Origin of the sequence: Acidovorax sp. SUPP3334 (genome assembly GCF_030159055.1) — a bacterium.
Lineage (GTDB): Bacteria > Pseudomonadota > Gammaproteobacteria > Burkholderiales > Burkholderiaceae_C > Paracidovorax.
Genome location: NZ_BQXQ01000016.1, coordinates 84805 through 97900, shown reverse-complemented (window position 1 = coordinate 97900; position 13096 = coordinate 84805). Strand labels below are relative to the sequence as shown.

The 13096-nt window shown below is 68.9% G+C and carries 13 protein-coding genes and 1 riboswitch; of the genes, 3 read left to right on the top strand and 10 right to left on the bottom strand.

Going from position 1 to position 13096, the window contains the following annotated elements:
• Positions 1-174: 174 nt before the first annotated feature.
• Positions 175-1833, bottom strand: a complete 1659-nt coding sequence (locus AVHM3334_RS11290; RefSeq protein ID WP_284412313.1) for a phosphoethanolamine transferase — start codon at positions 1831-1833, stop codon at positions 175-177.
• 99 nt (positions 1834-1932) lie between these two features.
• Positions 1933-2115, top strand: a riboswitch (yybP-ykoY riboswitch).
• A gap of 15 nt (positions 2116-2130) precedes the next feature.
• Between AVHM3334_RS11290 and mntP the strand changes: the two genes are divergently transcribed.
• A complete protein-coding gene (gene mntP / locus AVHM3334_RS11285) occupies positions 2131-2697 on the top strand; it encodes a manganese efflux pump MntP (RefSeq protein ID WP_284412311.1) in 567 nt (188 codons plus the stop codon).
• A gap of 27 nt (positions 2698-2724) precedes the next feature.
• Positions 2725-3051 carry a hypothetical protein gene (locus tag AVHM3334_RS11280; RefSeq protein WP_284412309.1) on the top strand — a complete coding sequence of 109 codons (327 nt, stop codon included), beginning with the start codon at positions 2725-2727 and terminating at the stop codon, positions 3049-3051.
• On the opposite strand, the gene AVHM3334_RS11275 is transcribed toward AVHM3334_RS11280, so the two are convergent.
• From AVHM3334_RS11275 to AVHM3334_RS11240, 8 genes are all read right to left on the bottom strand, one after another.
• Entirely contained in the window at positions 3052-4404 is a 1353-nt protein-coding gene (locus tag AVHM3334_RS11275; protein WP_284412307.1) for an NAD(P)/FAD-dependent oxidoreductase, read from the bottom strand.
• On the bottom strand, positions 4401-5453 hold the full coding sequence (holA, locus tag AVHM3334_RS11270) for a DNA polymerase III subunit delta (RefSeq protein ID WP_284412305.1): 1053 nt from the start codon (positions 5451-5453) through the stop codon (positions 4401-4403). The genes AVHM3334_RS11275 and holA overlap by 4 nt, the downstream gene beginning before the upstream one ends.
• A 100-nt stretch (positions 5454-5553) precedes the next feature.
• Complete coding sequence (locus AVHM3334_RS11265) at positions 5554-6054, bottom strand: LPS-assembly lipoprotein LptE (protein ID WP_284412303.1); 501 nt, start codon at positions 6052-6054, stop codon at positions 5554-5556.
• Between the two features lie 2 nt (positions 6055-6056).
• A complete protein-coding gene (leuS, locus tag AVHM3334_RS11260; protein WP_284412301.1) occupies positions 6057-8768 on the bottom strand; it encodes a leucine--tRNA ligase in 2712 nt (903 codons plus the stop codon).
• A gap of 133 nt (positions 8769-8901) precedes the next feature.
• Positions 8902-9342 (bottom strand): ExbD/TolR family protein, encoded by a 441-nt coding sequence (locus AVHM3334_RS11255; protein WP_284412299.1) that lies wholly within the window; start codon positions 9340-9342, stop codon positions 8902-8904.
• A gap of 18 nt (positions 9343-9360) precedes the next feature.
• A complete protein-coding gene (locus tag AVHM3334_RS11250; RefSeq protein WP_284412297.1) occupies positions 9361-10050 on the bottom strand; it encodes a MotA/TolQ/ExbB proton channel family protein in 690 nt (229 codons plus the stop codon).
• 17 nt (positions 10051-10067) lie between these two features.
• Entirely contained in the window at positions 10068-10916 is an 849-nt protein-coding gene (gene dapB, locus AVHM3334_RS11245; protein WP_284412295.1) for a 4-hydroxy-tetrahydrodipicolinate reductase, read from the bottom strand.
• Positions 10917-10974: 58 nt separating this feature from the next.
• Positions 10975-11523: an outer membrane protein assembly factor BamE gene (locus tag AVHM3334_RS11240; RefSeq protein WP_284412293.1), complete on the bottom strand. Its 549-nt coding sequence runs from the start codon at positions 11521-11523 to the stop codon at positions 10975-10977.
• 92 nt (positions 11524-11615) lie between these two features.
• Between AVHM3334_RS11240 and fur the strand changes: the two genes are divergently transcribed.
• Positions 11616-12053, top strand: coding sequence for a ferric iron uptake transcriptional regulator (fur, locus tag AVHM3334_RS11235; RefSeq protein ID WP_284412291.1), 438 nt, complete (start codon positions 11616-11618; stop codon positions 12051-12053).
• Between the two features lie 55 nt (positions 12054-12108).
• Here the strand turns inward: fur and hprK are convergent, their stop codons facing one another.
• Positions 12109-13062 carry an HPr(Ser) kinase/phosphatase gene (gene hprK, locus AVHM3334_RS11230; RefSeq protein WP_284412289.1) on the bottom strand — a complete coding sequence of 318 codons (954 nt, stop codon included), beginning with the start codon at positions 13060-13062 and terminating at the stop codon, positions 12109-12111.
• Positions 13063-13096 lie beyond the last annotated feature (34 nt).

Genomic DNA, 13096 nt, shown 5'->3' with positions numbered 1-13096 from the left:
CATCGGCGCAATCCCCCGATGCTGGCACATCTTGCGCAACGCCCCGCCAAACGCCACCGGTCGATGGCTCGCGCAAACGCTACCAAATCAATAGCAAACCCCCTAGTGATTATTGCGGTAGAGGCCGATTTCCTTCAGAACCTCGGGGCACCGGCATCCCCGGCCTGCCTGCCGTCAGTCGAAAAACGACGGCACGGCCACGGGCAGCGTGGGCGCCACCCAGCGGTAGCGGTCGTCCAGCACGTTGCGCTCCGGCAGGGCGCCGGCCCAGTCGATGTGCAGCAGATCGGCCAGCGTCCAGGCCGCCCAGTCGGCACGGAATGGCCGCAACTGCATGGCGGCGGACACGGGCTGCGCCGCCTCGTTGCGCCAGATCAACGCAGGAATGCGGTAGCCCGAAGCGGTCGAGGGGCTGTGGCCCGCACGGTCGCTGCCGTGGCCGACCTCCTGCCCATGGTCGGAGAGGTACATCCACGCCCGGTATCCGTCCGTGCGGCCCGCATTGCGCGCCAGCTGCAGCGTCTCGGCCACGACGAAGTCGTTGTACAGCAACGCCGCGTCGTACTGCTGGCGGTAGCGCCGCACCCAGGCGGACCGGCCCTGGCCGGTCAACTGCGCGTCCACCGCGTCGGCGTGGTCTTCGAACGGGTTGTCGCCGCTTGGAAAGCGCAGCCGGTAGTGCGGGTGTGCGCCCATGAGATGCACCACGATCAGCTTGCGCTCGGCGGGGTCTTCCAGCGCTTCCTGCACGCAGTCCAGCAACTCGCCGTCCAGCGATGCGCCCGAGCGGCCCGGCGTGCGGTTGACCATGTCCACCACATCGGCCATGCGCGCATGCTGCTGCTCGATCGCCACGTCGTCGTGGTTGCTCATCCACCAGGTCTTGTAGCCGGCCGCGCGCGCCAGCGCGATGAGATGCTGGCCGTCGGCCCGGCCCGGCTGCCCGAAGCCGAAGAGGTTGCCCATAGCCGGCAGCGTGCTGGCATCGACCGACCACGCGTTGCGCAGCACCGCCATCTCCGTGCCCAGCAGTTGCTGCTGCGCCTGCAGCCGGGGCGTCGTGGGGCGGGCATAGCCGTACAGCCCCATGTTGTCGCGGTTGATGCTGTCGGTCACCACCAGCACCACGGTGGACGGGCCCGTGCGCGTCAAGGCCGGCGCGGCCACGCGCGCGCGCTCCAGCGCGGCGCTGCGCTGCTTTTCCAGGTCGGACCAGCCACTGCGCAGCCCGTTCACCGACGCGTTCCAGTGCAGCCAGTACGCCACCGGATGCAGCCGGCGCCAGGGTTTGCTGGCGTAGCCCAAGGCGCTCAGCAACAGCAGGCCGCACAGCAGCGCGATCGACCAGCGCGGCCACCGGGCCGATGTGCGAAGCCCCCGGCGTGCGCTGCGGCCCACCAGCAGCCCCGCGCATGCCAGCGCTCCGCACCACACGGCCACCGACCGCCAGTGCATCGAGAGGTATTCGGCGCTCTCGCGGCCCGTGGTGTTGGCAGCGGCGCTCAGCACCAGCGCACTGTCGGGCGCGGCCTGGTAGGCATTGAGCAAATAGGCGCGGGCCGCGCCGTCGAGCGCGAAGGCCATGGCCCACAGCCACACGGCGGCGGTGCGCAGCCGGTGCACGGCATCGCTGCGCACCGGCCAGGCCAGCCACAGCAGCGCGGGCAGGGCCAGCGCCATCAATTGCGCCACGCGGCGGCCGTCGTGCCCGAGGACCACCAGCGCCAGCACCGTGGCCGTGGCAAGGCCCAGGGCATACAGCGCCTGCCGCGGCGTGGGCGGCGGTGCCGCGGGAAGGGAGGAAGGGTCTGGCACGGTCGGGGGCACGCTCATCGGGGTGGCGCGGATTCTGACAGCGGCCAAGCCCCCGCACGCGCAAGGGCTGACACGGCCCCAGGCCGGCAGGGGCTTCTATCTATAATCCGCACTCCCTTGGGGAGTAGCCGGCTTTCGTGCAATGTATTTCGAGCGTTGCACGAAGGCGCCTGCGTCAACACACTCGGCATGCTGCATGCCGTGGCGCCGGCAACCGTTGCGGTTGGCGAGACCATCGGCATGCCTCCGCGACGAAAGGTCGGGCAGCGGGGGCGTGCCTTTGCGCTCGCCCGGCCGCACAACGACTTCCCCACCATGAATCTCGCCTCCACCGCCCTGCTCGCGCTGGCCATGTCCACCGACGCCTTTGCCGCCGCCGTCGGCAAGGGCAGCGCCCTGCAGAAACCCCGCTGGTCCGAAGCCCTGCGCACCGGCGCCATCTTCGGCATCATCGAAGCCCTCACCCCCATCGCCGGCTGGGCGCTGGGCTACGCCGCGTCGGGCTATGTGAAGGAATGGGACCACTGGATCGCATTCACGCTGCTGACCGTCCTCGGGCTGCGCATGGTGTACGCGGCCTTCCAGGCACCCGAGGCCGAAACCGAAAAACCCGCCCGCCATGGCTTCTGGCTGCTGGCCGTGACCGGTTTCGCCACCAGCATCGATGCGATGGCGGTCGGCGTGGGCCTGGCGTTCGTGGATGTGGGCATCCTGCCCGTGGCGGCCGCCATTGGCCTGGCGACCTTCGCCATGGTCACGATCGGCGTGATGGTCGGGCGGGTGCTGGGAAACATCGCGGGCCGCTGGGCCGAAGCCGTGGGCGGCCTGCTGCTGATCGGAATCGGCTCGGTCATCCTGTACGAACACCTGACGGCGCTTTGACCGCGGCGCTGCCGCTACCCTTGGCGCATGACGACCTCACCAGACCTTCACCTCATCGAACCGGCCGAACCGGCGCCGGCACTGGCCCAGTTGGCCGTGCTGCAATCCGCCCTGGCCGAATGCCGCACGCAGGGCGGCCCGGCCACCACGCTGAGCGGCACCGCCCGCGCGCAGACCGCGCTGCTGGCCACCCTGCCCCCGCGCTACGCCGAGGTGCTGCACGGGCTGCTCGACCGGCTCGAATCGAGCGCGCTGTTTTCGGAAGAAAGCTGCTCGTTCAGCCAGAAGGACCTGCTGGACAGCCTGCAGCAATGGGCGGACAAGGCCGGGGCCACGCTGCGCGCGGCCGGCTGATCACCGCTCTGCCCGCCCTGCCCATTTTTCCTTGGCGATGTAGGCCCGCACGCCCAGGCCCATGAACGGCTCGGGCGGCATGCGGCGGGGAGCGCCCAGGGCCAGGGCATCGGCGATCAACGGGTGGTCCTGCCCCAGCGCCAGATCGGCCGCGAGCGCGCCCAGCGCCGTGTGCTTGACGATGCCCACGCCGTTGCAGCCCGCCACGCCATGCACGTTGGGCGCAAAGCGCCCCCAGCGCGGCGCGCCGTTGCGCGTGATGGCGATGGCGCCTTCCCAGAAGTGCGCCATGGGCACGTCGGCCAGTTGCGGAAACCGCGCATCGAACACGGCCCGGTGCATGCGCCGCACGCTTTCGCGCACCGCGGGCGCCACGCGAAAGCGCGGCGCATATTCAAAGCCCTGGCGCACCAGCAGGCGGTGATCGTCGGTGTAGCGCAGCGTGGCGCCGGCCACGGCGTTGACGGGCGTCACGCCCCAGCCTTCGGGGGCACCCAGGCGCTCGCGCTGCGCGGGCGTGAGCGGCGCGCTCAGCGAGCCGAAGGTGGCCAGCGGAAAGGTCTCGCTTTGAAAAAACCCGAGTTGCTGGGCGAACCCGTTGCTGGCCACGATGAGCTGCGGCGCCTCGATGCGCCCCTGCGCCGCGTGCGCGACGATGGCGTGCGGCGCAATGTCGAGCGAATGCACGGGCGTGTTCTCGTACAGGGCGACCTGCTGCGGCAGCGCCGCCGCCAGGCCCTGGCAGAGCGCGGCCGGGTTCAGCAGCACCGTGCCCGGCGTGTACAGGCCGGCCGCGAAGTAGCGGGTGCCCAGCCGCGCCGCGAGCGCGTCGCGGCCCAGCAGTTCGTGGGGCTCGTTCAGGGCGCGCAGCTCCGCCACGTGGTGGGCCAGCGTGCGCTCGGCGGCAGGCCCCACGGCGCAGTGGTATTTGCCGGCGCGGCGCCACTGGCAGTCGATGGCGTGCGCGGCAATGCACTGCTGCAGATCGGCCATGCCGGCAGCCAGCAGGCGCTGGTAGTGCACGGCCTGCCGCAGTTCTTCGAGCGAGCTGCCCACGTTGTGCGGCACGTCGATGGCAAAGCCCGAATTGCGGCCCGAGGCGTTGTCGCCCACCGTGCCGGCATCGACCAGCACCACGCGGGCATGCGGTCGCAGTTCGGCCAGGCGGCGTGCCGCAGCCAGGCCGGCGTAGCCGGCCCCCAACACCAGCCAGTCGGCCCGCACGGTGCCCTGCAGCGCCGGGCGCGGTGCCCGTGGCGGCAGGATGGCCGACCAGCCGTTGGTGGCGTCATCCGCCGGCAGGCGCAACGCAGGCCGCGATGGCTTGCGCTTGGCCGCGGGGTTGCCGGTCACCGCGCCCCGCAGGCCTTGCACAGCTGCAGCGCCAGCCGCTGCAGCGCCTGCCAGCCGTCCGTGGGCCAGTCGGGCACCTTGAGGCCCTTGACGATGCCGTCCACCGTATGGGCCGACTGCAGCAGCCGCGCGGCAGCCGCGTCGGACAGGCGCGGGGCGACGCGCTCGAACAGGCGCTCCTTCGGGCCCCAGATGCGGTTTTCGCGCAGCGCGATCGGCAGGGGTTTGCCGGCGTTGAGCGCGTCTTTCACGCGCTTCAAGCCGCGGATGTCTTCGGCCAGCGCCCAGTGCACCAGCACTTCGGCCTCGCCCTCGGCCTGCAGGCCGTCGAGCATGCGCTGCACGCGCGCCACCTGGCCCGACAGCACCGCTTCGGAGAGCTTGAACACGTCGTAGCGCGCCACGTTGAGCACCGCCGCCTCGACCTGTGCCCACGACAGTTCGCCGGGCGGGTGCAGCAGCGCCAGCTTGGCGATCTCCTGGTGCGCGGCCAGCAGGTTGCCTTCGACGCGGTCGGCAAAGAACTGCAGCGTGCGCTGCCCCTCTTCGCCATCGGCCACGCGCTGGCCCTGCAGCGACAGGCGCTGGGCGATCCATTGCGGCAGCGCGGCGCGCTCCACCGGGTCGATCTGCACCGAGATGCCCCGGCCGTCCAGCGCGCTGAACCAGGCGCCCGTGCGGGTGGCCTTGTCCAGGCGCGGCAGCAGTACCAGGGTGAGCGTGCTGTCGTTGCCCTGCGCGGCCTCGGCGATCTGCTGCAGGGCCACGCCGCCGTCCTTGCCGGGCTTGCCCGAGGGGATGCGGATCTCCACGATCTGCTTGTCGGCGAACAGCGAGAGCGAGCCGCCGGCCGCCAGCACGGCGCTCCAGTCGAAGTGCGCGCCGGCCACCGTGTGGCTGCTGCGCTCGGTGTAGCCCTGGCTGCGCGCGGCCGCCCGGATGGCGTCGGCCGCCTCTTGCTGCAGCAGCGGCTCATCGCCATGCAGCGTATAGAGCGGCCGCACGCCCTTTTGCAGGTGCGCGGCGAGCTGGTTCAGGGCGACTTGCATGGGAGCGAGCGGGGCAGAATTTTTGAACGAAAAGGGCCTTGCGCCCTAGTGAAACATGCTCTGACAGCTATTAAAACAATAGCGCAAGCTACATCAGCCATCAAAGCGGGCGGGCTGCCGCGAGCCGGCGAAGCAGCTGCTGCACGAGGTCGGTCTGCATGTTGCGGTACAGCAGAGCCTCTTCGGCCTCCTTGGCCAGCGCGATGCTTTCGTTGTAGCTCACGTCGCGCTGCTGCAGCAGTTCGGTGTCGGGCACCAGCTCCGCGCCCTGCTGGTTGCGCAGGCGAAAGTGGATGCGCAGGCGCAACTGCAGTTCGCGCACCTGGCCCGAGGCGTTGTAGCCCACGACCACGCGCTCGCGCTGCTCGGACAGCAGCTCGAAGATCGCTTCGGCCGTGGGTTTTTGCGCCGGATCGCGCAGCACCGTGAGGTCGCCGCCCGCGCCCTGCAGCGTGCGCTGCAGCTCGCGCGCCAGGGGCGAGCCCCCGCCGGCCTCCACGTAGAGCGAGCGGAACTGGAACTCGGGCGCGCGGCGCAGGTGAAAGCCGCAGGCGGCCAGGGGCGCCACGGCCAGCAGCGACAGGAGGGTGCGTTTTTGCATTGTCAGATGACCACGTTGACCAGGCGGCCCGGCACGACCACGATCTTCTTGGGCGTGGCGCCGTCCGCCTGCTTGACGAAAGCCTCGCTCGCGAGGGCGGTGCGCTCGATCTCGGCCTTGTCGGCCGAGGCGGGCACGCGGATGGAGCCGCGCAGCTTGCCGTTGACCTGCAGCATCAGCTCCAGCTCGTCCTGCACCAGCGCATCGGCATCGGCCTGGGGCCACGGCGCATCGAGCAGGTCGCCCAGCGCGCCGGCGTAGCCCAGGCCGCTCCACAGGCTGTGCGCGATGTGGGGCGTGGCCGGGTACAGCACGCGCAGCAGAATGCCGAAGCCTTCGATCAGCGCGACCGGGGCGCCGGCGCTGCCTTCTGCCTTGAAGTCTTCCAGCGCGTTGATCATCTTCATCGCGCCCGAGACCACGGTGTTGTACTGCATGCGCTGGTAGTCGTAGTCCACCTGCTTGAGCACGGTATGGATCTCCAGCCGCAGGGCCTTGGCCTCCTTGCCGAAGGGCACTTCCTTCAAGCGGGTGGCGCCGGCAGCGCTGGCCAGCGCCGCGTCCTTGTCGATGGCCGCGAGCTTCAGGCCGAAATTCCACACCCGGCGCAGGAAGCGGTAGCTGCCTTCCACGGCTGCATCGTTCCACTCCAGCGTGGCTTCGGGTGGCGCGGTGAACATGGTGTACAGGCGCGCGGTGTCGGCGCCGTATTTGGCGATCAAGTCCTGGGGATCGACGCCATTGCGTTCGGTCTTTCCCATCTTGCCTACGCCACCGTATTCGAGCAGCAAGCCCTTTTCGAACCGGCCTTCAGCCTCATTCAATTTGCCGCCGGTGATACGACCATGCGCATCCAGCACAGGCGTCACATCCTCTGGCGGGAAGTAGCTCTTGCCGCCTTTTTCATCGCGGGTGAAGTAGATGTGGTTGAGCACCATACCCTGCGTGAGCAGATGTGCAAACGGCTCATCTACGGTCACCAGTCCCAGGTCGCGCATCACCTTGGTCCAGAAGCGTGCGTACAGCAGATGCAGGATGGCGTGTTCAATACCGCCGATGTACTGGTCCATTCCAGCGCCGCCAGTAGCAGTTTGCTGGTCTCGCATCCAGTAGGACGTGCCCCCGGCCACCATGGCCTCGCTGTTCTTCGGGTCGCAATACCGCATGAAGTACCACGAGCTGTCCACGAACGTGTCCATGGTGTCGGTTTCGCGGCGCGCGGCCTTGCCGCAGACCGGGCAGGTCACGCCGGCATGGAAGCCTTCGTGGTGGTGCAGCGGGTTGCCCGAGCCGTCCGGCACGCAGTCGGTGGGCAGCACCACCGGCAGGTCTTGTTCGGGCACGGGCACGGCGCCGTGCTCGTCGCAATGGATGATGGGAATGGGCGTGCCCCAGTAGCGCTGGCGCGAGACGCCCCAGTCGCGCAGGCGCCAGGTCGTCTTGGTTTCGCCCAGGCCCTTTTGCGCGAGCGCATGCGCCACGGCCTGCACGGCCTCGGGGTAGGACAGGCCGCTGAAGCTGTCGGAGTTGACGGTGACGCCGCGCTGCTTGTCCCCGTACCAGTCCTGCCAGCGGTGATAGTCGAAGGTCTCGCCATCGACCAGCACCACCTGCTTGATGTCGATGCCGTACTTGAGCGCGAAGGCGAAGTCGCGCTCATCGTGCGCGGGCACGCCCATCACGGCGCCGTCGCCATAGCCCATGAGCACGTAGTTGCCGATCCAGACGGGCACTTCCTCGCCGGTGAGCGGGTGCGTGACCACGAGGCCGGTGGGCACGCCCTTCTTTTCCTGCGTGGCCAGTTCCGCCTCGGTCGTGCCGCCGCTCTTGCATTCTTCGACGAAGGCGGCGATGGCCGAATCGCCCTGCGCTGCGCGGACAGCGAGCGGATGCTCGGGCGCCACGGCGCAGAAGGTCACGCCCATGATGGTGTCGGCGCGCGTGGTGAACACGTACATGCGCCCGTCGCCGATCAGCGTGCCGTCCGCCGCGCGGATGTCATGGGGGAAGGCGAAGCGCACGCCCTCGCTCTTGCCGATCCAGTTCTCCTGCATGAGCTTCACGCGCTCAGGCCAGCCGGGCAGCTGGTCGCCGGTGACGAAGCCGAGCAGCTCTTCGGCGTAGTCGGTGATCTTGAGGTAGTAGCCGGGAATCTCGCGCTTTTCCACCGTGGCGCCCGTGCGCCAGCCCTTGCCGTCGATCACCTGCTCGTTGGCCAGCACGGTCTGGTCCACCGGGTCCCAGTTCACGACCTGGGTCTTGCGGTAGGCGATGCCCTTTTCCAGCATCTTGAGGAACAGCCACTGGTTCCAGCGGTAGTAGCTCGGGTCGCAGGTGGCGACCTCGCGCGACCAGTCGATGGCCAGGCCCATCGCCTGCATCTGCTTTTTCATGTACGCGATGTTGTCGTACGTCCATTGCGCAGGCGGCACGCCGTTCTTGAGCGCCGCGTTCTCGGCCGGCAGGCCGAAGGCATCCCAGCCCATCGGCATCAGCACGTTCATGCCCTTCATGCGCAACTGGCGCGCGAGCATGTCGTTGATGGTGTAGTTGCGCACGTGGCCCATGTGCAGCTTGCCACTGGGGTACGGCAGCATGGAGCAGGCGTAGAACTTCTTCCGGCTCGCATCCTCGGTCACGCGGTAGGCGTCGGTGGCCGTCCAGTGGCCCTGCGCGGCGCGCTCGACCTCGGTATGGTTGTATTTGTCTTGCATGGGTTGGCGGGGCCGCCACGTTGCGGCCACGAAAGAAAGTGAGCGGGATGTCAGCCGGTGATTTTAGGCGCGATGCCGCCAGTGGACGGTACGAACTGCCGAGCGGGCCATGCCAGGCCATGAAGCCCGAAGATCAACGCGGCGTGGCCGGCGATGCCGTCGGGGCAGGATCGGCCACGAAGGCAATGCGCCGCAGGCCCGCCGCGTTGGCCGCGCCCATCAGCTCCACCACCCGCCCATAGGGCACGGCGGCGTCGGCGCGCAACTGCACTTCCGTATCGGGCCGCTGCCCGGCCAGTTGCGCGAGCCGCTCGGCCAGCGCGGTCGGTGCTAGCGGCACATCGTCCAGGTAGGCCTGCCCCGCTTTGTCGAGCACCAGGGTGACCGACTGCGGCGGCGCGCCCGGCGTGGCGCCTTCGGCGCGGGGCAGATCGAGGCGGATCGAGCTGGCCAGCAGCGGCGCGGTGAGAATGAAGATGACCACCAGCACCAGCATCACGTCCACCAGCGGGGTCATGTTGATGTCGCTCATGGGCTGGGGCCCGGCGGTGCGTTCGAGGCGGCCGAATGCCATGGCGCGATCGCCCCGCTGTCAGTCGTTCGCCGCGGCGGGCAGGGCGATGCCGGCGTCGTCCAGCACCAGCTCGCGCAGATCGCGCGCGAAGCCTTCGAGGTCGGCCTCGATGCGGCCGATGAAGCGGCCGAACACGTTGTAGGCCAGCACGGCGGGAATGGCCACCGTCAGGCCGGCGGCGGTCATCACCAGTGCCTCGCCCACGGGCCCGGCCACGCGGTCGATGGTGATCTGGCCCGCGCCGGCCATGGCCGTGAGCGCATGGTAGATGCCCCACACCGTGCCCAGCAGGCCCACGAACGGCGCGGTGGAGCCCACGGTGGCCAGCAGCACCTGCCCGAACTGCAGCCGGCCCAGCACGGCATGCAGCGCATCGCGCAGGCCGCGCGTGAGCTGCTGCGAGAGGCTGCCGCGCGCGGCCAGGGTCGCGGCTCCGTTGCCGGCGGCTCCGGCCAGCGCACCTGCGGCCTGGACCAGCGGCATCACGAGCGCATCGCGGTCAAAGGCGGGAAGGCGTTCCTCGGCGGAAGCGATCGACGGGGCTTGCCAGAAGGCCGCGATGGCGCGAACCACGTCGCCGCCGGCGCGGCGCATCAGCAGCGCCTTCCACACGATCACGACCCAGCTGGCGACCGACATGGCCAGCAGCAGCAGCGCGCTGATCTGGGTGACCGCGTCGCCCTGACGCCACCAGTGCAGGCCGTCCATCGCGTGCGCGCCGGCCGTCAGGCGGCGTTCAGGCCCAGCACGTCGAACATGTCGAACAGGCCGGTCTGGTGTGCGGCGAGGAACCGCACGGCGCGCAGGCTGCCTTGCGCGTAGGTCGTGCGGCTGGCGGATTTGTGGGTGATCTCGATGCGCTCGCCGGTGCCCGCGAACAGCACCGTGTGGTCGCCCACGATGTCGCCGCCGCGGATGGCGGAAAAGCCGATGCTCGAAGGATCGCGCTCGCCGGTGATGCCCTCGCGGGCATAGACGGCGCAGTCCTTGAGATCGCGCCCCAGGGCCTGGGCGATGACCTCGCCCATCTTGAGGGCTGTGCCCGAGGGCGCATCCACCTTGTGGCGGTGGTGGGTTTCGATGATCTCGATGTCGTAGCCGGTGGACATGGCCTTGGCGGCCAGCTCCAGCAGCTTGAGCGTGACGTTCACGCCCACGCTCATGTTGGGGGACAGCATGATGGCCGTGCGCGCGCTGGCGGCGGCGATCTCGGCCTTGTCCGCATCCGACAGGCCCGTGGTGCCGATCACCATCTTCACGCCCGTCTCGGCACACACCGCGAGGTGGGCCATGGTGCCTTCGGGGCGGGTGAAGTCGATCAGCACGTCGGCGTGGCGCAGGCCCTCGCGCACGTCGGCCGTGATGGCCACGCCGCTGGCATGGCCCAGGAAGGCGGTCGCGTCCGAGCCGATGGCGGGGCTCGCCGCCACGTCGAGCGCGCCGGCCAGCACGCATTCGCCGTCGGTCGCGCGGATGGCCTCGATCAGCATGCGCCCCATGCGGCCGGACGCCCCGGCGACGGCCACGCGGCAAGGGGTGGAGGAAGAAGCGGTCGGGGAAGTGGAGGCGGTCATGAAAAGATCAGCGGCTAAGCCGCAGGGCTGGTCAGCACCAGGCCCTGGCCGGCGGGAATCAGCGGGTCGACGATTCCAGCGGCGGGTAGCTGGACGGCGGCGTGGGCACGGGAGAATCGGCGGGCTCTGGAACCGTGGCCGGTTTGGGGAACTTGGCCAATTGCGCCTCGGTCGCATCCAGCACCGGCACCTTGTTCTTCGGGGTGCGGGTGCCCAGCGTGGCGACGAACTCGGCCTCGGTCGGCATCTCGTCACCCTCGGCGCGCTCGAACAGGTCGCCGTTGAAGAACACGGTCAGCTTGCGCGACTGCACTTCGACACCGGGGCGCTTGAGCGTGAAGACGTATTCCCAGCGGTCGGCGTGGAACAGGCTGGTCACGAGCGGCGTGCCGAGGATTTCCTTGACCTGCTGTCGGCCCATGCCGGGCTTGAGCGCCTCGACCTGCTCGCGAGAGACGAAATTGCCCTGCACCACATCCACTTTGTAGGGAGTGACCAGGTTGGCGACGCGGTTGCTGGCGCTATCGAAGCTGCCGCAGGCCGTCAAGCTGGCGCCGAACAACAGGGTCAGGGCCCAACGGGCGCTGCAGCGGGCGGAAACGGACATGGATGTAGGCATAGGCGATATGATCCGACCCATTGTAGCGGCAGGTTCTCCCGGGCTTTGGCACGCTGGTTTGGTACACGGAAACCCCTGTCATGACGAACATCGACGAACTCAAGAGCACCGGCCTGAAGGCGACCCTGCCGCGCCTGAAGATCCTCGAGATCTTCCAGAAAGGCGCGCAGCGCCACATGACCGCGGAAGACGTGTTCCGCGTACTGCTCCAAGAGCGCTCGGACATCGGCCTGGCCACGGTGTACCGCGTGCTCACGCAGTTCGAGCAGGCCGGCATCCTGAACCGCAGCAACTTCGAAAGCGGCAAGGCGGTGTATGAGCTCAACGAGGGCCAGCACCACGACCACTTCATCTGCACGGTCTGCGGCAAGGTCGAGGAGTTCTACGACCCCGAGATCGAAAAGCGCCAGCAGCTGGTTGCCAAAGCCAAGGGCTGGGTGGTGCAAGACCATTCCATGGCCCTGTACGGCCAATGCGCCACGTGCGCCAAGCTGGCCACCTCGCACCCGCACCGCTGACGCCTGCTGGCTGGCGCCCCGGCCGATTCGGTGGGCGCAGTCGTCTTCTTGAGGCTCAGGAGCCGTCGCGCTCCATGGCGCGGCGGTGCCGCTCCACGAATTCCTGGTAGGTGTCGATCCCGCGCAGATTCAAAATGGTGTTGCGCACGGCCGCCTCGACCAGCACGGCGATGTTGCGGCCGGCCACCACCTGGATCACCACCTTGAGCACCTGCACGCCCAGCACATCCTGCGTGAGGGGCTCGTACGGCAGGCGCTCGTAGTCGCGCTCCAGCGTTTCCTTGCGCACCAGGTGCACGATGAGCTTGAGCCGCATCTTGCGCCGCACGGCGGTCTCGCCAAAGATCGCGCGAATGTCCAGCAGGCCGATGCCGCGCACTTCCAGCAGGTTCTGCAGCAGGTCGGGGCACTTGCCTTCGATGGTGGTCTGGTTGATGCGGAACAGGTCCACCGCATCGTCGGCCACCAGGCCGTTGCCGCGCGAGATCAGCTCCAGGCCCAGTTCGCTCTTGCCCAGGCCCGACTCGCCGGTGATCAGCACGCCCAAGCCCAGGATGTCCATGAACACGCCGTGCATCGTCGTGCGGTCGGCGAAGTGCTTGGACAGGTAGGCGCGCAGCACGTCGATGACGAAGGCCGACGACTCGTGCGTGGAGAACATCGGAATCTGCGCGCGCTCGCACATGGACAGCAGCGCATCGGGCGCCACCTGGCTGTCGGCCAGCACGAGCACGGGCGGCTCCAGCGTCACGATGCGGGCGATGCGGCGCTTGCAATCCTCGGGCGTGGCGTTGGTCAGGTACGCCGTTTCGCGCTCGCCCAGAATCTGCACCCGGTACGGGTGGATGTAATTGAGGTAGCCCACCAGGTCGGCGCCGGAGCGCGCGGAGCGCACGGCGACCTCGTCGAAGCGCCGCTCGGAAGCCCCGAGGCCGGCGACCCATTCCCACTTCAGCAGGCCACGGAATTCTTCGAAAAGGACATCGGCGCTGACAACATTGGGTTTCACGGGAATCTCAGCGGTGTCGGTCGCGGTGGATGCG